The sequence below is a fragment of the Streptosporangium minutum genome, from assembly GCF_002149035.1.
GTDB lineage: Bacteria > Actinomycetota > Actinomycetes > Streptosporangiales > Streptosporangiaceae > Streptosporangium > Streptosporangium minutum.
The window spans coordinates 1-22,723 of record NZ_NGFP01000018.1 but is presented as its reverse complement, the minus strand read 5'-3'; the positions used below and the strand labels follow the sequence as shown (position 1 = coordinate 22,723).

The window sequence follows — 22,723 nt, the reverse complement described above, 5'->3', positions numbered from 1 at the left end:
CACGGCCCCCGGGCGGGGTGTCCCGTCGCGCCGGGGCGGTGATCGTCCCGGTTGCGGCTGAGACAGCGACGGCCGCGGCTGAGGTGGGCTCGCGCGGACCCGGCGGCCGGCTCTCTCCCGGCAGGCGCGCCAGCCACCTCCAAGTCAGCGACAAGCCCCCGCGGCCACGATGAGGACGTCCCGGTTCTCCGGAAAGGAGCAAGTCATGCGTAAGATCACGCGCCTGTACATGCTGGTCCTCGCCACGGCCGTACCCGTCTTCTCCGTGCTGATGTCCGGCACCGCGGAGGCCATCCGCATCGCCAACCACTGCGAGCCGTCGTCCCCTGACGGTGTTTGAGCGGTCTGCCCGGCACCGCCGGATCAGGGTGATCCGGCGGTGCCTCATACGGGGTGTCCACTGCCGCAGGCGCGGATGGCACACCGAGGCCGAGCGGTGGGCACGGCGGGCGACCGAGGCGGCGCGCCGGGCGGGCCCGGCGGATCTGGCCGGGCACACGACGCTCCTGGTGGATCTGGCGTCGCTCTGGCACGGGCTCACGCGCTACCCGGAGGCGCATGAGTGCGCCCGGCTGGCAGTGGAGTCGTCGGCCGCGGAGCCCCCCGGCCCCGACCGCGACGGACCGCTCGCCGACGCGCTGGTCCGGATGGGCGACGTCGAGCGCAGGCAGGCCCGGTACGCCACGGCCGAGGCGCACCTGCGCCGGGCGTCCGGCCTGGTGGACGAGACCGACCGGGAACGGGCCGCGACCGTGCGGCTGGCCCTGGGCGTACTGTGCAAGGAGACCGGCCGGTACGACGAGGCCGAGACGCACTACCGGGAAGCGCTGGCCTGCCTGGAGCGGCACGGAGCCGACCACCCGATGCGCGCCGACGCCCTGCACAACCTCGCGGGGCTCGCGCACGCCCGGGGCGGCGGCGATCCCGCCGGGGAACACCACGCGCGGGCCGCGATCGAGATCCGGCAGAGAGCGCTCGGCCCCCACCACGACCACGTCGCGGCGGATCTGGCCGTGCTCGGCGCGGTGCTCGCGGACCAGGGCAGGCACGCCGAGGCGGCGGAAGCGCTGCATCGGGCCATGAGCATCTTCCGCGAGCGCCTGGGAGACGATCACTACGAGGTGGCGGTGTGCCAGGTGAACCTGGCACACCTGGACGATCTCCAGGGCCGCGAGGAGGAGGCGGCCCGACGCTACCGGGACGCCCTGCGCATCAAGCGCCGCGCCCTCGACCCGGGCCATCCGGAGGTGGAGCGCCTGTCCGCGCTCGTGAGGGCGCGGCGTGGTTGAGGGGCTCACGGGACGGAACGGCGCCCAGAACCCGCCGCGCAGATCGGGTACGGCGTCCGCGGTCCGAGCCGGTCCTTGCTCCCGCGCGGACCGGGTAGGGCGTCAGCGGTCAGAGCTATTCCTTGATCCCGCGCGGACCGGGTAGGGCGTCCGCGGTCCGCACCATTCCTTGATCCCATGCGGACCCGGTAGGGCGTCCGCGGCCTCGGATCAGCCCTCGACCTCGGGCTTCCTGTCCCGGGCGAGGCTCTCCTTGATGGCCTCCAGGCGGGCGGCGCCCTCGACGTCGATGGCGGCGCGTTCGACCTCGATCATCCGGGCCTCGACGGAGTTGGAGGTCAGCTCGGCCTCGCCGAGGGCGCGGGCGTAGCGCTTCTCGATCTTCTCGCGGACCTGGTCCATGGTCGGGGTGTCGCCGGCGGGGGTGAGGCCGGACAGGTCGCCCATGGCCCTGTTGAGCTGCTCCTGCATCTTGGCCTGGTCGAGCTGGGAGAGCAGGCGCATCCGCTCGGCGATCTTCTTCTGCAGGGCCATGGCGTTGTTCTCGACCGCGGCGCGGGCCTGGGCGGAGGACTGCCTGGCCCGCTCGTGCATGAGCTGGACGTCGCCCATCGCGGTCTCGGCCGCCACCAGCCGGGAGGCGAAGGCGCGGGCGGAGTCCTCGTAGGACAGCGCCTTGCGCTCGTCGCCCGCGGCCCGTGCCTGCTCGGCCAGCAGGACCGCCTGGCGGGCGTTGGCCTGGAGCTTCTCGGTCTCCTCCAGCGAGCGGGCGAGTTTCATCTCCAGCTCGCGCTCGTTGCCGATGACCGCCGCCGCCTGCTGGGACAGCCGCTGGTGCTGCTCCTTGGCCTCCTGGATGGCCTGCTCGATCTGGATCCGCGGATCGGACAGCTCGTCCAACCGGCCGGACAGGGCGAAGACCATGTAGCGCCAGGCCCGGCGGATGACCTTGAACATGGGGGCTCCTTAGCGATCCAGCGCGTCTCGGGTGATCTGTTCGGTTTCGTGCAGGCCCTGGCGGACCCCTTCGAGGTTGTCGGCGAGCTCGTCGAGCACCCGGGCCGGCTCCAGGGCCCCGGTCGCCGTCATCGCCGACAGCTCCACCAGCCGGGCGAGGAGTCCCTCGATGCTGATCGTGCTCGACTCCATCCGGGCGAGCACCTGGCTGTGGGTCTGGGCGAGCCGCTCGACCACGGCCTGCTGGGAGGCCAGCGCGGCGAGCGCGCGGTCGAGGTCATGGACCAACTCCTTGCGGGCGCCCTTCCGGGCGCGGGTGAGCCTCGTGCGCTCCTGCCGGAGCCGTTCGAGGTCGAACCTGGCGAGCGCGGTGCCGGTCAGCGAGGCCTGCTCGGCCAGGCGTTCCAGCGTGGCCGTGGAGTCGTCGACCTGGGGCCGCATCAGCGCGATCCGCTCGGCCAGCGGGCCGGCTCCCATGGAGGCGCTCAGCTCGCCGAAGCCGCGCGCGGCCGAGCCGGCCCGCTCCAGCCAGTAGGCCTCCTTGCTGCCGGCGGTGACGGCCGGCGCGGTACGGCCGCCGCCCCGCCCCTGGACGGTGGCGATGGCCGTCTTCGCCAGCCAGACCGTGACCGCGACGGCCCCGGCGGCGGCCGGGTGCACGCTGACGGCCCACGCGGCGCCCCCGGCGGTCGCGCCGAGCAGCAGACCCCACGGATCTCGTAGTTCATCGAGGAAACGGGACATCAGAAGTTGGATACCACCGCGGTGAACACCTGGTCGATACTTCCGGATTCGCGGGAGTCGTAGGCGGCCGCGCTGGTCGTCTCGGAGATCTGCTTGAGCACGCCGAGGTCGGCGTCCTGGCCGTAGGCGATCGTGAACATCCGCACCGACTCCTCGGCGGACTCGGCGCGCAGGTCGGGCAGGAGGTTCTCCAGCGAGATGCTGGCGTTGTCCTCGTTCTTGCCGTCGGTCAGGAAGACCACCGCGTTGATCGCCTCGCCGCTGTGCCGGTCGCGCACGTGCCGGTAGGCGGCGAGCGCGGTGTCGTAGAGGCCGGTCCCGCCGTCGGGGGTCAGGCCGTCGAGCCGGGCACGCAGGGTCTTGCGCTGGGCGGCGTCCACGGTGTCCAGCGGGGCCAGCTCCAGATGGTCCTTCTCACCGTCCCGCTTGGTGGAGAACATCCACAGGCCGACCTTGTCGTGCGGGCCGAACTGGGGCAGCGCGTTGATCGCGGCCTGCTTGGCCAGGTCCAGCTTGCTCTTGCCGGTGCCGGGCACAACAGCGCCCATCGAGCCGGAGACGTCGATCACCATGAGCACGTTGGCGGGTTTGCGCAGGTCGGCCCAGCTGGAGAGCACCTTGTCCAGCACGTTGGGGGCGGGCGGGCTGAGCGTGGTCCTCGGTTCGGCGGGCAGCAGGCCGTTCGCCTCGGTGATCAGCTTGCCCGCCTTCCCCTCGTACGACCGGAAGGCGAACTCGGCGAACCGCCGTTGCTGCTCCGGGGCCTGCAGGTGGGCCAGGAAGTCGGCGGCCACCTGCCGCTTGGCGTCGTCCACCCACGGCGCGGTCAGCACGGCGTAGGGGTTGTCGGAGTAGAGCGTGCCCTCCTTGGGGTAGATCGCCGCCAGCGGCACCCTGGGCTTGCCGTGCTTGCCCAGGGTCTTCGGATCGCCCGTCGGGTTGCCCTGGTTGTAGTCCCAGACCGACTTCTCCTCCACGGCCACGGCGGAGATGTAGCTCAGGCCCGCCCCCGCGTCGTCGGCCCGCTGCAGGTTCGACAGGAACGTCAGCGTCGTGTCGCCGTAGTGCACGATCGAGCGCTCCACGCCCTGGACGAAGTCCCGCGCCTTGGGGTCGGCCACGTTCTTCTCCGACAGGTCGCCCGACAGGCCGGTGGCCGCGAAGTAGGCGCCGACGGTGGCGTTCAGGCCGCTGGTCGAGAAATTGGGGTTGGTCTTCCCCAGACGGAAGTCGCCCCACTCCGGGTGGCCGTACTTGGCCCAGGAGCCGGCCGACAGGTCGAGCAGGTCGGACCAGCCGAGCTTCTTGCCCGGCCAGCCCAGGGCCTCGGCCATCGGCTTGGGCATCGCGACGACCAGGGGTGTCTTGGCGATCGACGGGTTCTCCGCGGCGACCAGGGAGCCGGTGTCGTTCGCCTGGACGCGCTGCTGGAGCAGGGTGACCCAGCCGCTGCTCGCCGGGGACCAGACATCCGGCCGCGGGCCGTCCTGGCGCTCGTCCCAGCCGCGGGCCAGCGCCTGCATCGCGCCGCCGCTGGCCTTGGTCACGACGACGACGTCGGCGCAGCGCTCGCCGACCTTCCTGCCGTTGTAGCCGGCCGCGACCGTCCGCAGCAGCTCGGCCTTCTCCGACGACGCCGCCACGGTCAGGGTGACCCCGCCGTCGCCGCAGGCCGTGGTCTGCTTGGCGTCCTTCGGCCGGTCCGGCTCGCCGCTCCCGACGTACAGCCGCAGACCGACGATCAACGCCCCGGCGAGAATGATCGCGATGATGAAGGGAGCGAAGTTCCTGCGTGGTCGCTGCGGCTGCTGGTACAACCCGGCCTCCATGGTGTCAGTACTTATCCGACGAATGAGCCCTTGCCATAGTTCGCCGTGACGAGAACGCGGTCAGAAGTTGGAGATCACGCTGGTGAAGACCTGGTCGATGGTGTCCGCCCGGGAGGAGTCGTAGGCGGCTCCGTCGGTGGCCTCGGCGATCCGCTTGAGCACGCCCTGGTCGGCGCCCTCGCCGTATCCGATGGTGAACAGGCGCACGTCCGGGTTGAGCCTGCCGAGCAGGTTGGCCAGGTCGCTGCCGCCGTTCTTCTCGTTCTTGCCGTCGGTGAGGAAGACCACCGCGTTGATCGCCCCGGCGTCCCTGGCCCCGCGCATCCGCTCGACGGCCGCGAGCGTGGTGTCGTAGAGCCCGGTCCCGCCCCCGGCGGTCAGCCCGCCGAGCTCGTCGCGGAGCGCCGGGCCGATCTTCGACACCGAGTCGACCGGGACCAGCTCCCGGTAGTCCCTGTCGCCGTCCTGCCTGGTGGAGAAGGCCCACAGACCGACCTTGTCGTCCCCGCGGAACTGCGGCAGCGCGTTGATCGCGGCCTTCTTGGCCAGCTCCAGGCGGCTCTCGCCGGTGCCCGCCGCCTCCTCCTCCATCGATCCCGACTTGTCCACCACGATCAGCACGTTGGCCCGCTTGCGCAGCTCCGACCAGCTCCGCAGGACTTTGTCCAGGACGGTCGGGGTGGGCAGGTTGAGGGTGGTGATCGTGGCGTCGGGGATGACGCCGTTCTCCCTGGTGGCCTGGGGGCCGAGCTTGCCGTCGAAGCCGCGGTAGCCGTACGACTGGAACCTCGCCTGCACCGGGGCGCTGTGCAGGTAGGTCAGGAAGTCGTCGGCGACGGCCTTCCTGGCCGGGTCCATCCAGGTCAGCGGGACGTAGGGGTGGTCGGAGAAGAGCGTGCCCTCCTTGGGGCTGACGGCCACCAGCGGGGTGCGCGGCGGGGCGTGCTCGCCCAGCGTGGCCGGGTTGCCCGACGGGTTGCCCCGGTTGTAGTCGGTGACCGAGTTCTCCTCGACGGTGATCGCGGAGATGTAGGCCATGGACTCGCCCCGGTCGTCCGCGCGGAGCAGGTTGCCCAGGAAGGTCATCGAGATGTCACCGTAGTGCACGATCGACTGCTCGACGCCCTTGACGAAGTCGCGGGTCCTGGCGTCGGCGATGTCGCCGGCGGTCAGGTCCGAGGTGGTGCCGGTCGCGGCGAAGTAGGCGCCGATGGTGGCGTTCAGGCCGCTGGTCGAGTAGTTGGGGTTGGTCTTGCCCAGCTTGAACTGGCCCCACTCGGGGTGACCGTACTTCGCCCAGCCCTTGGGGTCGGCCGCCAGCCCGGCCAGCTCCGCCCAGCCGATCGCCTTGCCCGGCCAGCCCAGGGCCTCGGCCATCGGCTTGGGCATCGCGAAGACCAGCGGCGCGGTCACGATCGGTACCGGCTTCCCGTCGGCGACCGGCACGGTGCCGTCGGTGCCCGCGGCCTGCTGGCGCAGCAGCGTCACCCACGCGGAGGCGGCGGGGGACCACACGTCCGGCCGCTCGCCGTCGGTCTGCTCCTTCCACCCCCTGGCCAGGGCCCGCATCGCGGTGCCCGAATTGGCCTCGTCGATGACCACCTCGGCGCAGCGCCCGGCCACGGTCCGCCCGCTGTACTCCTTGGCGACCTCCCGCAGGATCCAGATCTTGTCCTGGGAGGACGCCACCCGGATCTTCGCCGACTCGCCCGAGCAGGCGCTCGGCTTGCTCTCCCCGCTCCTGCCGAAGAACCAGCGCAGTCCTGCGATCAGTCCGATGGCCAGCACGACGGCCAGGAGGTAGGGCAGGATCCGTCGGCGGGGTCGTGCGGGGGAGTAGGCCACCCGATGATCGTAGGAAGAACCGATTTACCTGGACAAGGTTTCCACCATTTCCCTTGGACCGGCCGCCTTCCGCGAGGCCGGACCGCCGCCCTCCGCAGGGGACGGTCTAGCCGGAGACCCGCCCGTGCAGGAGATCGACGAGGGTGGCGTGCAACTGCTCGATCGGACGGTCCGGGTACAGCGCCCGGCGCTCGATCGAGACGGTCAGCACCATGCCGAACACGGCGGTCGCCGCGGTCTCCACGTCCAGGTCCTCCCGGATCGCGCCCTCGGCCACCGCCCGGCGCAGCGCGCCCGCGTAGACCCCCAGCGCCTGCTCGCGCAGCCTGGCGACCGCGTCCTGCCAGGCCGTGCGCCACATCTCGGCGAGCAGCACCCGGGCGAACGCGCCGTACTCCTCGAAGAACCGCAGCTGCGCCATGACCACCGAGTCGAGGGCGTCGAACGCCGCCTGCCCGGTGTCCGCCTCGCCCATCGCGTCGGCCAGCCGCTGGATGCCGTGTTCGAGCAGCGCGGCGAAGAGCGCCTCCTTGCTGCCGAAGTTGTAGAACACGGTGCCCTTGGCCACTCCGGCCCGCTCGGCGATCGCGTCCACCGTGGCGGCGGTGTACCCCTGCTCCGCGATCACCTCCACCGCCGCCGTGAACAGCCTGAGCCTCGTCTCGGCCCGGCGGCCGTCACCCCTCCTCGCGGTCGCACCCGTCCCGGATTCCCGGCGGCCCCGCTCCGTGCCGGCGTCTCTGGCCCCGGCCCGCTGCTCTGTCATAAAGGGAACCGTAGTCAGAGCGCGAGCTCGGGGTGGAGGCGCCGCATCGACCAGGTGCGTCCCTTGTGCACGGCGTAGACGGTCAGGCTCAGGCCCAGCGCCACGGTCAGGGTCAGCACCCCGCAGGCCTGCCAGACCACCGTGAGGTCGCCGCCGCTGATCAGCCGTCGCAGCGCGCTGACCACCCAGCTCATCGGGAGCCACGGCGAGATCGTCTGGAAGAAGCCCGGCGAGGTCTCGATCGGGTACGTCCCGGCGGCCGAGGTCAGCTGGAGCATCAGCAGCGCCAGCACCACGACCCGCCCCGGCGCGCCGAGCAGGGCGTTGACCGCCTGCACGATCGCCAGGAAGGCCGCCACGGTGAGCAGCAGGATCCCGGCGATCCCGGCCCAGTGCGCGGCCTCCATGCCGAGCCCGAACCTGATCACCGCCATCAGCACGCCCACCTGCGCGGCGCCCAGGACCAGCCCCGGCAGCCAACCGGCCACCGCGATCCGCCAGGCGGGGGCCGTACCGGCCAGGAGGCGGGGGTTGAGCGGGCGCAGCACCATGTAGCTCACCATCGCGCCGACCCAGAGGGCCAGCGGGACGAAGAACGGCGCGAACCCGGTGCCGTAGTTGGGAACCTCGTTGAGGACCTGGTCGGCCAGCTTGACCGGCTCGCTCATCATGTCGCTCCGGTCCGCGCGCTCGTCCCTGCCGTAGTCGGGGATCTGTTCGGCGCCGTCTCCGAGCTTGTCGCTCAGTTCCCTGGACCCGTCGGCCAGCTTGCCGATGCCGGTGGTGAGCTCCCCGGCGCCCTCGTGCAGGCGGCCCACCCCGCTGTCCACCCTGGCCGCGCCGTCGCTCAGCTTGACGATGCCGCCGCCGAGCCGGGTCAGCCCCTGGCTGAGCTGGGCGGAGCCGTCGCCGAGCTGGGAGATCCCAGAGGTGATCTTTCCGTTGGCGTCCGCCGCGTCACCGAGGCCGGAGTGGAGCTTCGCCGAGCCGTCGGCCAGCTTGCCGAGCCCCTCGTCCAACTGATTGATCTTGTCTCTGGCCTGGTCGAGCTGCCTGCCCGCGGTCGGCGCGACCTCCGCCGTCCGGCCCGCGACCTCCGCGATCCTGCGGGCGTCCCGCTGCAGCTGGGCCGCGGCGCCGCCGCCGTCGCCGGTGGCGGCGCCCTCCAGCCCGGTGGCCACCTCCTGGGTCGACCGGGCGAGGCGTTCGGCGATGGCCCGCAGCCGCGGATCGGCGTCCGGATTGCCGTCCAGCCAGTTCTGCAGCTGCTGCGCCTGCTGCCGGGACTGCTCGGCCCCCTGCTTGATCCCGCCGGGCAGCGCTCCCGCGCCGTCGGCGACCAGGCCGGCGCCCCGCTCGACGGCCTCCGCGAGCGATCGCAGCCGCGCGCCGTTCTCCTCCAGCACCGGGACGACCTCGTCGGCCACCTTGTTGATCTTCGGCACCTGGGCGTGGACCTGCTCGTAGACCTGTGCGTTGCCGTCGGCTACCTGCTTGGCGCCCTTCTCCAGCTTCGCCAGCCCCTGGCCCAGCTTGCGTGAGCCGCTCTCCGCCTGGCCCAGGCCCCTGGTCAGCTTGTCCGCCCCGGCCGACAGCCGGCCGGTGGCGGTGTTGGCGCTGCCCAGGCCCACGGTGAGCTGGTGGGTGCCGGTCTTGGCCTGGCCGAGGCCCGTGTTCAGGGTGGACGCGCCCTTTCCGGCCTTCGCCGTACCGTCGTGCAGATCGTCCGCACCGTCCGCGGCCTTGGCGGTGGCGTCGTGCAGCTCGCCGAAGGACACGAAGACGTTGTCCCAGTAGTCCTTCAGCGCGGTACGGCCCGCCGCGTCCTTGACCTCGGTGAACACCGCGTCGGAGATCGTTCCCATGATGTAGCTGCGGCCGGTGTCGACCCGCACGCCGAGCTCGGCCGGGGTCGGCGTGCCGTCGCCGGAGGGTGAGGCGAGCCGGGCGCTGAAGTCGGCGGGGATGGTCAGGGACAGGTAGAAGCTGCCGTCGTTCACGCCGTCGGCGGCCTGCCGGGCGTCGACCGTGTGCCAGCCCAGGACCTTGCGGTCACGCAGCTCGTCGGCCAGCTCGCGGCCCGCGTCGACCGTCCTGCCGTCGACGGTCGCGGGCCTGTCCTCCACGACCAGCGCCACGGGGATGTTCTCGAGGTTGCCCTGCGGGTCCCAGAACGACCACAGGTACAGCCCGGCGTACAGCAGCGGCAGCATCACCACGCCCGCCAGCGCCGCCCGGGTCAGCCGCGACCGGGTGAACCGCCGCAGCTCCAGCCGTCCCAGCCGCAACGATCTCATCGGTCCCTCTCCTCGGTCTGTACGGTCCGCGCCACGGTCTTCCCGTCCCGCCCGTCCGCCGTGGTCCCCGGCTCCACTGGTCGCGCGGTCTTCGAGGGGCTTACGGAGTTCCCGGAGTTCCCGGGGTTCTCGGAGCTCTCGGGGTTCCTGGAGGGCAGGTGAACCGCCGCCGCCCGCTCGCTCTCCGTACAGGCGGCGAAGACCGTCAGCCCTCGCTCGCCCAGCTCTCCCAGCGTCGCCCAGAGCGCCTCCTGGCGGTCCTGGGCGAGGCCGGTGTCCACGTTGTCGAGGACCAGCAGCCCCGGGGCATCGAGCAGCGCGAGCGCGATCCCGAGCCGCACCCGCTCCTCCCGGCTCAGGTCGCGGATGAGGGTGCGGTCGCCGGGGGACAGCTCCAGGCCGGCCAAGGTCAGCGCGGTCCCGGCCCGCGACTCCTGCCGCCTGCCCCAGAACATGCCCGGCGACCGCTCGTGCAGGTGCTCGCGGACCGTCAGCGCCTTCTCCAGGTCGTTGACCCCGTCGACCAGGCCGAGCGCGGCGACCCGCCGGATCGCCCTCGGCCTGGCGTACCGCCCGACGGTGAGCGTGCCTTCGGAGGGTCTCATCCGTCCCGCCAGGGTAAGGAGCAGGCTCGTGCGCCCGCTGCCCGCCTGCCCGGTGACGACGGTGAGGCCGCCCGGCTCGGCCGCCACGCCGACGTCGCGGTAGACCCATCCATGCTCGCCTTTGAGGGACAGGCCGACCGCGCGCACCGCGACCCCGTGGAACACCGCGCCCTCCGAACCTTTAGACTGACCAGTCAGTACAAAAATATCACGTGCAGGATTCCCGCAGGTGACCGGCCGGATAAAGGTGTCGATTCTCACGAAAGCGGTCATTCATCTGACGTGGTCAGGTGAGCGACCGGCTCGGTTCACGTGCGGCGCCGTATGGATGGACGCCTCCTGGGGCGGTCGCGACACGCTCCGGGCCCTGACGGCCCTCCCGGACTCCCCGTTCCCCCGGGGCTGACGGCCGGCCTCCCGGAGAGCACCTGATCAGACAGGTGGCCCGCGACAATGCGGAAGGACCCGCCCCTCCCGGTCGTGCCGGGTGGGACGGGTCCTCTCGAACGGTCGTGCTAGACCGTCGCGGAGCCGTACTCCTGGAGGAAGAGCGCCTCCGCGAGGGCCGTGCGGCGCAGCTCCTCGACGTTGACCCGCTCGTTGGGCGCGTGGATCGAGGCGTCGTCGTCCTCGGCGCCGAACAGCAGGATCGAGGCGGCGGGGAACTGCTTGACGAGCGTGGAGACCAGCGGGATCGAGCCGCCGGCGCCGACGTCGCGCGGCGGGCGGCCGAAGGCGCGCTCCATCGCCCGGTTCAGTGCGGCGCGGGCGGCCCCGCCGGAGTCGGCGAGGTAGCCGGAGCCCAGCACGTAGTCGGTGACGTGCACCTCCACACCCCAGGGAGCGACCTGCCGCAGGAAGTCGACCACGGCGTCCACGGTCGTCTTCGGGTCGCCCGCCGGAGGCACGCGCACGGTCACCCGGGCGCGCGCGACCGCCTGGACCGCGTTGATGGCGCCGGAGACGGTCGGCACGTCCAGACCGGTGACCGTGATGGCGTAGGAGGCCCACAGGCGGTCGGCCAGCGAACCCGAGCCGACCAGCGAGACGCCGTCGAGCACGCCCGCCGTGGCCCGGAACTCCTCCTCCGAGGGGCCGGAGCCGAGGAAGCTGCCGCGCGGCAGGCCGGGGACGCGGATGTCGCCGTGGTCGTCGTGCAGGGCGGACAGCATCCGGATCAGCGCGGCGAGCGCGTCCGGGGCGGCGCCGCCGAACGAGCCGCTGTGCAGCGACTCCTTCAGGGTGCGCACCTCGACGGTGAAGGCGCCCATGCCGCGCAGAGAGGTGGTCACCGCCGGGTCGCCCACGCTCGGGTTGCCACAGTCGGCGACGATGATCGCGTCGGCGCGGAGCAGCTCGGGGTTCTGCTCGACGAAGGTCTCAAGGCGCTCCCCGGCGTACTCCTCCTGGCCCTCGATGATCACCTTGATGCCCACCGGGAAGCGTCCCTGGAAGGCGCGGAGCGCGGCGACGTGGGAGATGACGCCGGACTTGTCGTCGGCGGCGCCGCGGCCGTGGATGGCCCCGTCGATCTCCGTCGGCTCGAAGGCCGGGGTGCGCCACAGCGCGGGGTCGCCCGCGGGCTGTACGTCATAGTGCGCGTAGAGCAGCACGGTCGGCGCGCCGGGCGGGGCCGGGGCCTCGGCGTAGACGGCGGGGAAGCTTCCCTCGACCGGAATCTGCCGGACGTGCGGCAGCCCGGTGCTGCGCAGCAGCTCCTCGGTCGCCGCGGCGGCGGCGCGCACCGGCTCCTCCGGGTGGCCCGGGAAGGCCACCGAGGGGATGGCGACGAGCCGCTTGAGGTCTTCGACCGCCTGGGGCAGGCCCGCGGCGACGGCGCCTTCGATCTCGTCAGGAGTCACGACGTTCCCTCGCATCTCAATATCTGGTCGTCCTATTTGATCACAGCCGGCATGTGGCTGTGGTTCACCCCGATTCCAGCACACCGGGATTCCGTCAAACGGAACCGAGGGTTGCCCATGGTCCGGACACTCCCGGATTCCGTACGCGGATTTCGTTGTTGTTGCATGCCTGTTTTGCGGATTCCGAAGTTCTTGCACTCTATTGCCACGTTTTCACTTGGCAAGACGTTCTGCTGGCTGCAGACTGTTGGGAAGCTCAGACCTTCGAGGGAAGATAGCGATGACCCACCCTGAAAACACCGACGTGGCCTCGCTCATGCAGGCCGCGCAGGACCACCTGTGGATGCACTTCAGCCGGCACAGCTCTGACAGGGGCGCCGAAGTCCCGATGATCGTGCGCGGTGAGGGCGCATACGTCTACGACGTGCACGGCAAGCGCTACCTTGACGGACTCGCCGGCCTGTTCGTGGTCCAGGCGGGGCACGGCCGCAGCGAGCTGGCCGAGGCCGCCGCCAAGCAGGCGCAGGAGCTGGCGTTCTTCCCGCTCTGGTCCTACGCCCACCCCAAGGCCGTCGAGCTGGCCCAGCGGCTGGCGGCCGAGACCCCCGGCGACCTCAACCGCGTCTTCTTCACCACCGGCGGCGGCGAGGCCGTCGAGAGCGCGTGGAAGCTCGCCAAGCAGTACTTCAAGCTGACCGGCAAGCCGCTCAAGCACAAGGTCATCAGCCGCCAGATCGCCTACCACGGCACCCCGCAGGGCGCCCTGTCGATCACCGGCATCCCGGCCTTCAAGCAGATGTTCGAGCCGCTGGTCCCGGGCTCGGTCCGCGTGCCGAACACCAACCACTACCGGGCCGACGAGATCACCGGCGTCCCCGGCATGACCCCGGAGCAGTACGGCTACTGGGCCGCCGAGCGCGTCGCCCGCGCCATCGAGATGGAGGGCCCCGACACCGTGGCCGCCGTCTTCGTCGAGCCGGTGCAGAACGCCGGCGGCTGCTTCCCGCCGCCGCCCGGATACTTCCAGCGCCTGCGCGAGATCTGCGACGAGTACGACGTCCTGCTCGTCTCCGACGAGGTCATCTGCGCCTTCGGCCGCCTCGGCACCATGTTCGGCGGGCAGAAGTTCGACTACGTCCCCGACATCATCACCTGCGCCAAGGGCATGACCAGCGGTTACTCGCCGATCGGCGCCATGATCGCCTCGGACCGGCTGTTCGAGCCGTTCAGCAACGGCACCGAGATGTTCGCCCACGGCTACACCTTCGGCGGCCACCCCGTCTCCGCCGCGGTCGCCCTGGCCAACCTCGACCTGTTCGAGCGCGAGGACCTGCTCGGTCACGTGACCCGCAACGAGCCGGTCTTCCGTTCCACCCTGGAGCGTCTCCGCGACCTGCCCATCGTCGGAGACGTACGCGGCTCCGGCTACTTCTGGGGCATCGAGCTGGTCAAGGACAAGGACACCAAGGAGACCTTCAACGCCGACGAGTCCGAGCGCCTGCTCCGCGGCTTCCTGTCCAAGGCCCTCTACGACGCGGGCCTGTACTGCCGCGCCGACGACCGCGGCGACCCCGTGGTCCAGCTCGCCCCGCCGCTCATCTGCGGCCCCAAGGAGTTCGACGAGATCGAGTCGATTCTCCGCTCCGTGCTCACGGAGGCATGGAGCCGGCTGTGAGTTAGCCGCCGGACCCGGCTCGCCCAGACACACCCGCCCCCCGTTCGACCCGTGCTCTGACCCCCCAGCCGAAACTCCGAGAGGAACCATGATGAAGATCGGCGTGCCCGCCGAGGTGAAGAACCATGAGTACCGCGTCGCCGCCACCCCGGCGGGCGTGCACGAACTGGTCCGTCACGGCCATGACGTCTACGTCCAGCGCGACGCGGGCCTCGGCTCACACCTCCCCGACGAGGACTATCTCCACGCCGGCGCCAAGATCCTCGACACCGCCGACGAGGTGTGGGGCGAGGCCGACATGATCCTCAAGGTCAAGGAGCCGATCGCCGAGGAGTACGGCCGCATGCGTGCCGGGCAGGTGCTCTTCACCTACCTGCACCTGGCGGCGGGCCGCGAGTGCGCCGACGCCCTGCTCAAGCAGCAGGTCACCGGTATCGCGTACGAGACGGTCCAGGTCGGCAACACCCTGCCGCTGCTGGCCCCGATGTCCGAGGTCGCAGGCCGCCTGGCCCCGCAGGTCGGCGCCTACAACCTGATGCGCTTCAACGGCGGCCGCGGCGTGCTGCCCGGCGGCGTGCCCGGCGTGGCCCCGGCCAAGGTCGTCGTCATCGGCGCCGGCGTCTCCGGTCTCAACGCGGCGCAGATCGCGGTCGGCATGGGCGCGGACGTCACGGTCCTCGACCTCAACATCGACCGCCTGCGCTCCATCGACGCCATCTACCAGGGCCGTCTGAAGACCCTCGTCTCGACCTCCTACGCCATCGAGAAGGAGGTCCTGGAGGCCGACCTGGTCATCGGCGCGGTGCTGATCCCGGGCGCCAAGGCCCCGACCCTCGTCTCCAACGAGCTGGTCTCCCGCATGAGGCCGGGCTCCGTCCTCGTCGACATCGCCATCGACCAGGGCGGCTGCTTCGAGGACTCCCGCCCGACCACGCACGCCGAGCCGACCTACCAGGTCCACAACTCGATCTTCTACTGCGTGGCCAACATGCCAGGTTCGGTGGCCAACACCTCCACCTACGCGCTGACCAACGCGACGCTGCCCTACGCGGTCAAGCTCGCCGGTCTGGGCTGGAAGTCCGCGCTCCAGCAGGACGCCGGCCTCGCGCCGGGGCTCAACACCCACGCGGGCCGGCTCACCAACGACCAGGTCGCGCTCGCCCTCGACCTGCCGTACGTGCCGGTATCGCAGGTCCTCGCCGACTAGACGGGACGGAATCGCCGCCCTGGCACGACGGGACGGCCCGCGCCTCGCGCCCATCCGGGTGCGGCGCGGGCCGTTCCGCCGTCTCACCGCGGCGCCAGGCGGGCCCGCAGGTCGCGGACGGTGGCCAGGACGTGCTCGACCTCGGCGGCGGTCGGCCAGGGGGCGCTGCCGGGACGGAGCAGCGCGGCCCGGACCGAGGCCAGACGCTCGACCGCGCCCGGCTGCAGGCCGCTCCGCCCGATCAGCCAGGCCGTCACGTCGGTGTGGTCGCGCAGCGGGCGGGTGACCAGATCCCAGGTCCCGAGGATCTCGGTCAGGTCGCCGACCTTCAGCGGGGCCCCGCCCCGCCGGGCCACGGCGGCGGAGGCCAGCTCCGCGCGGGCGACGAGCTCGGGCTCGGCGGTCCGGTCCCGGATCGGGGACGGCGGCTCCGCCGGCCACCGCTCCGCCTCGCGGGAGAGACCGGTCGCCGGCAGCAGCGAGGCCAGCTCGACCGCCGCCCGGCGATGCCCCGCCTGTGCCGCCTGCCGGAACCAGTGCTGTCCGCCCTCCAGGTCGTCGTGCTCGGCGATGAGGAGCAGGCCGTAGTTGAAGGCGGCCTCCGGATCGCCGCCGGCCGCGGCCCTGGCGAACCAGTGGCCGGCCGCCCGGGGGTCGCTCAGCTCCACGCACACGAACCCGGCCGTCCGCTGGTCGTTGACCCGCCCGGCGCAGGCGGCCCGCTCGAACCAGGCGCGGGCGGTGCGCAGATCCCCCCGCGACAGCGCGATCCCGCCGAGCTGGGACGCCGCCCCGGGGTGCTCGTGCCCGGCGGCCAGCCGGTAGAACGCCTCGGCGCCCTCCGGATCCTGGCCGGCCCGCAGGAACAGGCCCAGATGGTAGGCCGCGTCGGCGTGGCCGCCCCGGGCGGCCATCTCCCACCAGCGCAGCGCCCCTTCCTCCTCGCCGAAGGTGTAGGCCAGGAACCCCAGGTCATGGGCGGAGGCCAGGTCGCCGCCCATCGCCGCCCGCCGGTGCCATTCAACGGCGGCCTCCGTCTGGCCGCCGTCCTCGCAGATCAGTGCGAGCCGCCGGGCGGCGGGCCGGGAGCCCGCCCGCGCCGCCGTCTCGAACCAGCGCCGGGCTGCGGCCATGTCGCCGCGCTGCTCCAGCAGGAGCGTCGCCAGGTTCGCCGCGGCCTCGGCGTCGCCGCCGCCCGCCGCCAGGCCGTACCACCGCACGGCCTCTTCCAGGCTGCCGTGCTTCTCGTGCCAGACGCCGAGGTTGTAGGCGCTGTCCATGTTTCCCCCGGCCGCCGCCCGCTCCCACCAGTGCCGCGCCGCCGAACGGTCGCCCCGCTGCGTGAAGTGGCGGCCGAGCAGGTGCGCGGCCCGGACGTCGCCGCCGTGCGCGGCCAGCAGCAGCCCGGCCTCGCCGTCCGGGCGGATCCCGTGCTCCGCGCCCGGCGGGGTGGGTGCCGGGACGCCGGTCGTCTCCCCGTCACCTGGCCACCACCCCATGTCACCCTCCTCGCCGACAACGCACAGGGTTACATGTGAGCGCGCGGCGGCGGAGCGTAATCGCCGACTTGCCGCCCCGGCCGTGCTCCCGCCCCCGTTACGGCCTGCCCAGCGCCTTCTCGAAGACGGAGGTGTCCAGCGTGAAGCCGACCGGCTCGGGGATGTTCACCGGGCTGCCCACCGCGACGCGGGCGGAGGTCAGGTAGACGCCGTCCTTCGGGTCGCTGAGAACGGTCACGGTGGCCGGGGTCGCGACGGGATCAATAATGATCATGACGGGGATCTGGCCGGAGGCGTAGATGCCCGGTTTGCGATCCCGGTCGTCGACGACGCTTCCGGGCGACACGATCTCGGCGACCATGATCAGGCCGGAGGAGAGCAGCTCCCGGTCGCCCCAGCGGGGGCAGTCGGCCGGGGCCAGGACGAAGTCCGGCTCGACCGGGTCGCGGGGCCCGTCGATGCAGACGTCGACGTTGCCGCTGAACCCGTCCCACCCTCTTTCCTCGATGAGAGGGAGGAGAGCGTTGTACAGGCGCATTGCGATCCTGGCGTGCTCGGGGGTGCCTACCGGGCTCACTATGAGTCTCCCGTCGATGACTTCGGTGCGGAGCCCGGGCAATTGCGGGAGCGCGTCGAAGAGCTCGCGGGCCGTACCGGGCAGGGGCTGGGACGCGGTTGCGGGGGAGGGCCTCAGGTCGGCCGGGCGCCGTCGTGATGTCATGAGCATGAGTATGTGCCCCTTCGTGTCCTCGTGAACACGGTGAGTATCCCAAACGTGTCGCCGGAGCGTGAGGGATCGGCAAAGACGCGGAGGGCTACACCCAGCCGGGACGGACCAGGCCGGACTCGTAGGCGATGACGACGAGCTGGGCGCGGTCGCGGGCGTGCAGCTTCATCATGGCGCGGCTGACGTGGGTCTTGGCGGTGGCCGGGCTCATGAAGAGCTCGCCGGCGATCTCGTCGTTGGTCATGCCGGTGCCGACCAGGGACAGGACCTCGCGTTCGCGGTCGGTGAGCAGGACGAGGTCCTGGGAGGGGTGGGGCGGCTTGGCGCGGCTGGCGTACTCGGCGATCAGGCGGCGCGTGACGCCGGGGGAGAGCAGGGCGTCGCCGCCGGCGACGACGCGGACGGCCTGGATCAGCTCGGCCGGCTCGGTGTCCTTGACCAGGAACCCGCTGGCGCCGTTGCGGAGCGCCTCGAAGACGTATTCGTCGAGCTCGAAGGTCGTCAGGATGATGATCCTCGGTCCCGGGGGCATCCGCCGGGTGGCGGTCAGGCCGTCCATGCCCGGCATCCGGATGTCCATCAGCACCACGTCGGGCTCGTGCTCGGCGGCCAGCCGTACGGCCTGGGCGCCGTCGGAGGCCTCGGCCACCACGGTCATCCCCGGCTGCGCGTCGAGCAGGGCCCGGAACCCGGCCCTGACCAGGGCCTGGTCGTCGGCGATGACAATCTTGATCATTCGGGTCCCTCCGGGATCGGCAGCCGCGCCTCGACGCGGAAGCCCTGTCCATGGTGCCTGGCGGTCAGCGCGCCGCCCAGGGCGGCCGCCCGCTCCCGCATGCCGGGGACGCCGTTCCCGCCGCCCAGGCTCTCCCCCGGCGCTCCGCCGCCGGTGTCGGTGATCCGGATCAGCAGCTCGCGGGGGCCGTACTCCAGCAGGACGGTGACCGTCGCGCCCGGCGCGTGCCGGGTGACGTTGGTCAGCGCCTCCTGGACGATGCGGTACCCGGCCCGGTCCACTTCCGGCGGCAGCGCCCTGACCTGGCCGGTCACCTTCCTGGTGACAGGCAGCCCGCCGCGCTCGACGAGCTCCTCCAGCCGCTCCAGCCCGGCCGTGGGGGAGCGGGGCGCACCGTCGCGGAGCACGCTGAGCACCGAGCGCATCTCGGTCAGCACGTCCTTGGAGGCCTGCTTGATGGTGGTGAGCGCGGTGCGGGCCTGCTCGGGCTGGTCGTCGATCAGGTGCAGCGCGGTGGAGGCCTGGACGTGGATGAGGGAGATGTTGTGCGCGAGCACGTCGTGCAGCTCCTGGGCCATGGTCAGCCGTTCCTCGCTGGCCTGCCGCCGGGTCTCCTCCTGCACCACCAGCTCGTGCTCGGCCAGCCGTTCTCTCCTGGCCCGGACGAACTCGCCCAGCGCCAGGACGACCCCGATGGCCGTCGCCACCGCGAACATGTGCCACAGCCCGGGGCTGGGGACCGGAGCCAGCCAGGTCGTGTAGACGACGAAGAACACGTAGGCCACGGCCGAGACCGCCCAGGCGATGCGCCGTCGGCCGAGGACGACGACGTTGTGGAGCGCGATGACCGGGCTGAAGAAGATCGGGCCGTACGCGTGGCCTCGGGCGATGAAAAGGCAGGTCACGGCCAGGGTGGCGAGCAGGGTGAACACCGGGTGGCGGCGCCGTGCGGCCAGCGCGAGCGGCCCGGCCACCAGCAGCGCGACGCCGATCGCGTCAGCCTCGGCGCGGTCGGGCTGGTTCCACTGGGCCCCCCAGGTCATCGTGACCTGGAGGACCGCCACGAACAGCGGGAGCAGCGGGTCGATCCATCGGGGTTTGGCGCGCACGTCCGGAACCTTATGTCCACCCCGCTGATCAGCGCATCCGCCCTCCGGGGCAGGAGGAACTACGACACTCGTGGTAGCCGAGGGGCTGACAGGGCAGGCGAGCTGAGACAAGCTGTCTGCAGGAGGCCATCATGATCGCTCGTCGCTTAGCCGTGCCGCTCGCCGGGATCCTGGCCGGTGGCTCCGTCTTGCTGGTGCAGCCCGCCGTGGCGGCGTCACCGCCGGGCCAGGTGTCGCCGCCGGGTCAGGCGTCGCCGCCGAGTCAGGCGGAGAAGAGACCTGTCGCCGAGGGGTACGGCGGGGCGGTCGCGACCGTCGACCTGGACGCGAGCGAGGCCGCGCTGGGGGTGTTGCGCCGGGGCGGCAACGCGATCGACGCGGCCGTCGCGGCGGCGGCCACGCTGGGGGTGACCGAGCCCTACTCGGCAGGGCTGGCCGGGGGCGGGTTCCTCGTCTACTACGACGCCCGGCACAAGAAGGTCCACACGATCGACGGCAGGGAGACGGCGCCCCGGGCGATGACCGCGACGTCCCTGGAGGGCATCACCTTCGACGAGGCGGTCACCAGCGGGTTGTCGGCGGGGGTGCCGGGCAGCGTGGCGCAGTGGGAGCTGGCCCTGCGCCGGTTCGGCACGCTCCCGCTCGGGCAGGCGCTCAAGCCCGCGATCAAGGTGGCCTCCGAGGGGTTCACCGTCGACCAGACCTTCTACGACCAGACCGCCGCCAACGCGGCCCGGTTCAAGGACTTCACCTCCACCGCCAAGCTGTACCTCCCCGGTGGCGCCCCGCCCCCGGTCGGCTCCACCTTCCGTAACCCCGAGCTCGCCGACACCTACCGCCGGCTCGGCAGGGAGGGCGGCGGCTGGCTGTACGGGGGGCGGCTCGGCTCGGAGGTCGTGGCCACGGTGAAGAGCCCGCCGATCACACCCGGCTCCACCCGTAACGTACGGCCCGGCCTGATGGAACTGTCCGACCTGCGGGCCTACCGGGCGATCGAGCGACCGCCCACGAAGATGACCTACAAGGGCATGGACGTGTACGGCATGGCGCCCCCGTCCTCGGGCGGCTCGACGGTCGGTGAGGTGCTCAACATCCTGGAGGCCCTTCCCGAGGTCGGCGTGCACGAGTATCTGGAGGCCTCCCGGCTCTCGTTCGCCGACCGGGGCAAGTATGTCGGCGACATCCCGGGCGTGCCGCTGAAGGAGCTGCTGTCCGACGGGTTCGCCAAGGAGCGCGCCTGCCTGGTCGGCGACCGGGCGCTGCCCCACCCGGCCCCGGCGGGAGACCCCGACGGCGCCTACGGGCCGTGCCAGGCCGCGTCCCCGGCGCAGGCCACCCCGACGCCCGCCGAAGGGCCGGAGACCACCCACCTGGTCGTGGCGGACCGCTGGGGCAACGTGGTCGCCTACAACATCACCATCGAGTCCACCGGCGGCAACGGCATCGTCGTCCCCGGCCGGGGCTTCCTGCTCAACAACGAGCTGACCGACTTCACCTTCGGGCCCGCCCCGGGTGACCCCAACCTGCCCGCGCCCGGCAAGCGACCCCGCTCCTCGATGGCTCCGACGATCGTCCTGGCCGACGGCAGGCCGCTGCTCGCGCTCGGCTCGCCGGGCGGCTCCACGATCATCACCACGGTCCTGCAGATCCTGGTCAACCGCTGGGACCTCGGCATGTCGCTGCCGGACGCGCTGGCCGCCCCCCGCGCCACCCAGCGCAACACCGCCCAGACCCAGGCCGAGCAGGGCTTCATCGACCGCTACGGTGCCGGGCTCACGACCAAGGGGCACAGCCTGGTGCTGAATCCGGAGATCGGTGCGGCCACCGCCGTCGAGTTCCTCCGCCACGGCAGGCTCCAGGCCGTCGCCGAGCCCACCCGGAGGGGCGGCGGCAGCGCCCTGGTGGTGAGCGGGCGCCGGTAGGACCCTTCCCGCCCGGCCGCACCCCCCGAGCGACCGTGGCTCCTCGGTGGCCCCGGCTCCCCGGTGGCCCCGGTAGCCCTGGCTCCCCGGTGGCCCCGGCTCCCCTGGGGCCTCGGCCCCCGAGCGGCCACGGTTCCCCGGCCGGCCCGGGCATCCCGGGCGACCGCGGTCCCCGGAGCCCGTGGCTCCGGGGAATCGCCGCTCGGGAGGGGCGCGGCGCGGCGGTCGTCGCCGACCGGCCGGCGCGCTCCGTCAGGGGGCGGACGGCCGGACGCACTCCAGGGCGGCGCGGACCTCCGAGGCGGGGTCGCCCGCGTGGTAGCGCCGCTCGCTCGGCTCGATGTTGTCCAGGAACTCCTGGTATCTCACGGCGTACGCCAGGTGGGCGAGCGGTTCCGCGAGGGCCAGCGCGCGGGCCGGATCCGAGCCGGGAACGCGGGCCGACCATGTCTCGGCCCAGACGCGCGCCACCCGCGCCGACCGCTCGCCGTCGTGTACGAAGTCGCGCATCCGCAGCCCGTCCAGCACGGGGTGCCCGAAATGGCTGTCGGCGAAGTCCACCATGACCGTGCGCCGCCCGTCCGACCTCACGTTGCCGGGATGGAAGTCGCCGTGCACCACGGTGTACGGCAGGCCGCACGCCTCCAGCGAGGAGACGAGCGCCGGCAGCCGTCCGGCCAGCCGGCGGGCCGACGACAGCTCGTCGGCGCTCAGCTCTCCGGCCACCTCGCCGTCGAGCAGCTCGTCGACCATGCCGGCGAGCACCTGCGGCCTGCGGTCGGGCAGCCAGTCGGGGATCCCCTCCCCCCGCTCCGCGATCGCCGCCTGCGCCGCGACCAGACGGCGGACCGCGCCGCCGAGGACGTCCTCGGACGCGTCCCAGCAGTCCTCTCCGGGTACGTGCTCCAGCAGCACCCGCCGGTGGGCCGGGTCGGCGGCCAGCACGGCGGGCACGGAATCGGAGTCCACCTGGGCGAACGTCTCGATCACGCGCGCCTCGCAGGTCGCGAACCCAGGGGTGATCTTGAGCCAGGCCGGGCCCCGCGAGGTCGGCAGCCGGAACAGCCCGGACAGGTTCCACGTCCTCACCTGCCCGGCGGGTCCGCTCGGCGGCCGGCCCGAGGCGCGGAGTGCGGAATCCGCCCAGTCCAGCGCCTCACGCACGCCCGGAGCCGTGGCCCAGCCGGCCCGCCACGCGGACGGGGCCGTCAGGTCGCCGGAACCGTCGGGCCAGGGCGACGGCAGATCGTGGCGGGGAGGTCCCAGCGCTTCGACGTGGTAGGTCACGTGCCCGTCCCGGGCGCCCTCGCCGCCGTCGACGTCGAGCAGGCGGAGCACCGTCACGGGCACGCCGAGTACCGGTTCCAGATACGCGACGACCGGCTCGACATCGGCCCACCAGGGACTGTCCACCGGGAACGGGCCGACGGCCCCGAGCCGCCGGTCGCCGACGGTCACCAGCGCGCTGACCGTCCGGCCTGATCCTCGATCCATCCGACCAGTCTGCTCGCCGGCACGGCGGGCGGGCGAACGGTTTTCCGCGCCGGGAGGCCGCCCGGGAGGCGGTGGAGGTCGCTTGGACGCCGGCGGAGACCGTCCGGAAGGCGCGGGAGGCAGCCGGGAGGCGGGGGGAGGCCGTACGGAAGGTGGAGAT

General features: G+C 72.3%; 18 protein-coding genes. 5 read left to right on the top strand and 13 right to left on the bottom strand.

Going from position 1 to position 22,723, the window contains the following annotated elements; genetic code table 11:
• Positions 1-205 precede the first annotated feature (205 nt).
• Positions 206-340, top strand: a complete 135-nt coding sequence (locus CA984_RS48580; protein ID WP_269323794.1) for a hypothetical protein — start codon at positions 206-208, stop codon at positions 338-340.
• Complete coding sequence (locus CA984_RS06360; protein WP_133061564.1) at positions 333-1,289, top strand: tetratricopeptide repeat protein; 957 nt, start codon at positions 333-335, stop codon at positions 1,287-1,289. The genes CA984_RS48580 and CA984_RS06360 overlap by 8 nt, the downstream gene beginning before the upstream one ends.
• A 210-nt stretch (positions 1,290-1,499) precedes the next feature.
• Here CA984_RS06360 and CA984_RS06355 read toward each other — a convergent pair whose 3' ends face one another.
• The 8 genes from CA984_RS06355 to CA984_RS06320 all read right to left on the bottom strand — a co-directional run bounded on the left by CA984_RS06355 (position 1,500) and on the right by CA984_RS06320 (position 12,194).
• On the bottom strand, positions 1,500-2,246 hold the full coding sequence (locus tag CA984_RS06355) for a PspA/IM30 family protein (protein WP_086569194.1): 747 nt from the start codon (positions 2,244-2,246) through the stop codon (positions 1,500-1,502).
• A 9-nt stretch (positions 2,247-2,255) separates the two neighbouring features.
• Entirely contained in the window at positions 2,256-2,990 is a 735-nt protein-coding gene (locus CA984_RS06350; protein WP_086569192.1) for a hypothetical protein, read from the bottom strand.
• Entirely contained in the window at positions 2,990-4,819 is a 1,830-nt protein-coding gene (locus CA984_RS06345; protein ID WP_165781127.1) for a substrate-binding and VWA domain-containing protein, read from the bottom strand. The genes CA984_RS06350 and CA984_RS06345 overlap by 1 nt, the downstream gene beginning before the upstream one ends.
• 60 nt (positions 4,820-4,879) lie before the next feature.
• Complete coding sequence (locus CA984_RS06340; protein ID WP_086569188.1) at positions 4,880-6,664, bottom strand: substrate-binding and VWA domain-containing protein; 1,785 nt, start codon at positions 6,662-6,664, stop codon at positions 4,880-4,882.
• 106 nt (positions 6,665-6,770) lie between these two features.
• Positions 6,771-7,430: a TetR/AcrR family transcriptional regulator gene (locus tag CA984_RS06335; protein ID WP_086569186.1), complete on the bottom strand. Its 660-nt coding sequence runs from the start codon at positions 7,428-7,430 to the stop codon at positions 6,771-6,773.
• 14 nt (positions 7,431-7,444) lie between these two features.
• On the bottom strand, positions 7,445-9,727 hold the full coding sequence (locus CA984_RS06330; RefSeq protein ID WP_086569184.1) for a YhgE/Pip family protein: 2,283 nt from the start codon (positions 9,725-9,727) through the stop codon (positions 7,445-7,447).
• Positions 9,724-10,497: an ABC transporter ATP-binding protein gene (locus CA984_RS06325; protein ID WP_165781126.1), complete on the bottom strand. Its 774-nt coding sequence runs from the start codon at positions 10,495-10,497 to the stop codon at positions 9,724-9,726. Before CA984_RS06325 ends, CA984_RS06330 begins: the two co-directional genes overlap by 4 nt.
• 350 nt (positions 10,498-10,847) lie before the next feature.
• Positions 10,848-12,194 (bottom strand): M20/M25/M40 family metallo-hydrolase, encoded by a 1,347-nt coding sequence (locus tag CA984_RS06320; RefSeq protein WP_086569181.1) that lies wholly within the window; start codon positions 12,192-12,194, stop codon positions 10,848-10,850.
• Between the two features lie 280 nt (positions 12,195-12,474).
• Between CA984_RS06320 and CA984_RS06315 the strand changes: the two genes are divergently transcribed.
• Positions 12,475-13,869 (top strand): aspartate aminotransferase family protein, encoded by a 1,395-nt coding sequence (locus CA984_RS06315; protein WP_031162372.1) that lies wholly within the window; start codon positions 12,475-12,477, stop codon positions 13,867-13,869.
• 91 nt (positions 13,870-13,960) lie between these two features.
• Positions 13,961-15,076 (top strand): alanine dehydrogenase, encoded by a 1,116-nt coding sequence (gene ald, locus CA984_RS06310; protein ID WP_086569179.1) that lies wholly within the window; start codon positions 13,961-13,963, stop codon positions 15,074-15,076.
• 83 nt (positions 15,077-15,159) lie between these two features.
• On the opposite strand, the gene CA984_RS06305 is transcribed toward ald, so the two are convergent.
• The 4 genes from CA984_RS06305 to CA984_RS06290 all read right to left on the bottom strand — a co-directional run bounded on the left by CA984_RS06305 (position 15,160) and on the right by CA984_RS06290 (position 19,147).
• The gene (locus CA984_RS06305) at positions 15,160-16,575 is read right to left on the bottom strand and encodes a tetratricopeptide repeat protein (RefSeq protein WP_086569177.1); all 1,416 of its coding nucleotides are present in this window, start codon (positions 16,573-16,575) and stop codon (positions 15,160-15,162) included.
• A 97-nt stretch (positions 16,576-16,672) separates the two neighbouring features.
• A complete protein-coding gene (locus CA984_RS06300; RefSeq protein ID WP_242675774.1) occupies positions 16,673-17,296 on the bottom strand; it encodes a Uma2 family endonuclease in 624 nt (207 codons plus the stop codon).
• Between the two features lie 94 nt (positions 17,297-17,390).
• Positions 17,391-18,038 (bottom strand): response regulator transcription factor, encoded by a 648-nt coding sequence (locus tag CA984_RS06295; protein ID WP_086569173.1) that lies wholly within the window; start codon positions 18,036-18,038, stop codon positions 17,391-17,393.
• The gene (locus tag CA984_RS06290) at positions 18,035-19,147 is read right to left on the bottom strand and encodes a sensor histidine kinase (protein WP_086569171.1); all 1,113 of its coding nucleotides are present in this window, start codon (positions 19,145-19,147) and stop codon (positions 18,035-18,037) included. Before CA984_RS06290 ends, CA984_RS06295 begins: the two co-directional genes overlap by 4 nt.
• 131 nt (positions 19,148-19,278) lie before the next feature.
• Between CA984_RS06290 and CA984_RS06285 the strand changes: the two genes are divergently transcribed.
• Positions 19,279-21,069 (top strand): gamma-glutamyltransferase family protein, encoded by a 1,791-nt coding sequence (locus tag CA984_RS06285; protein WP_086569169.1) that lies wholly within the window; start codon positions 19,279-19,281, stop codon positions 21,067-21,069.
• Between the two features lie 252 nt (positions 21,070-21,321).
• Here CA984_RS06285 and CA984_RS06280 read toward each other — a convergent pair whose 3' ends face one another.
• Positions 21,322-22,563, bottom strand: a complete 1,242-nt coding sequence (locus tag CA984_RS06280; protein WP_086569167.1) for an aminoglycoside phosphotransferase family protein — start codon at positions 22,561-22,563, stop codon at positions 21,322-21,324.
• Positions 22,564-22,723 lie beyond the last annotated feature (160 nt).

Excerpts from the sequence above, each read along its gene's own strand:
- CA984_RS06300 (WP_242675774.1), bottom strand. The coding sequence starts at position 17,296 with ATGACATCACGACGGCGCCCGGCCGACCTGAGGCCCTCCCCCGCAACC.
- CA984_RS06335 (WP_086569186.1), bottom strand. The coding sequence starts at position 7,430 with ATGACAGAGCAGCGGGCCGGGGCCAGAGACGCCGGCACGGAGCGGGGC.
- CA984_RS06350 (WP_086569192.1), bottom strand. The coding sequence starts at position 2,990 with ATGTCCCGTTTCCTCGATGAACTACGAGATCCGTGGGGTCTGCTGCTC.
- CA984_RS06305 (WP_086569177.1), bottom strand. The coding sequence starts at position 16,575 with ATGGGGTGGTGGCCAGGTGACGGGGAGACGACCGGCGTCCCGGCACCC.
- CA984_RS06330 (WP_086569184.1), bottom strand. The coding sequence starts at position 9,727 with ATGAGATCGTTGCGGCTGGGACGGCTGGAGCTGCGGCGGTTCACCCGG.
- CA984_RS06355 (WP_086569194.1), bottom strand. The coding sequence starts at position 2,246 with ATGTTCAAGGTCATCCGCCGGGCCTGGCGCTACATGGTCTTCGCCCTG.
- CA984_RS06315 (WP_031162372.1), top strand. The coding sequence starts at position 12,475 with ATGACCCACCCTGAAAACACCGACGTGGCCTCGCTCATGCAGGCCGCG.
- CA984_RS06280 (WP_086569167.1), bottom strand. The coding sequence starts at position 22,563 with ATGGATCGAGGATCAGGCCGGACGGTCAGCGCGCTGGTGACCGTCGGC.
- CA984_RS06285 (WP_086569169.1), top strand. The coding sequence starts at position 19,279 with ATGATCGCTCGTCGCTTAGCCGTGCCGCTCGCCGGGATCCTGGCCGGT.
- ald (WP_086569179.1), top strand. The coding sequence starts at position 13,961 with ATGAAGATCGGCGTGCCCGCCGAGGTGAAGAACCATGAGTACCGCGTC.
- CA984_RS06295 (WP_086569173.1), bottom strand. The coding sequence starts at position 18,038 with ATGATCAAGATTGTCATCGCCGACGACCAGGCCCTGGTCAGGGCCGGG.
- CA984_RS48580 (WP_269323794.1), top strand. The coding sequence starts at position 206 with ATGCGTAAGATCACGCGCCTGTACATGCTGGTCCTCGCCACGGCCGTA.
- CA984_RS06345 (WP_165781127.1), bottom strand. The coding sequence starts at position 4,819 with ATGGAGGCCGGGTTGTACCAGCAGCCGCAGCGACCACGCAGGAACTTC.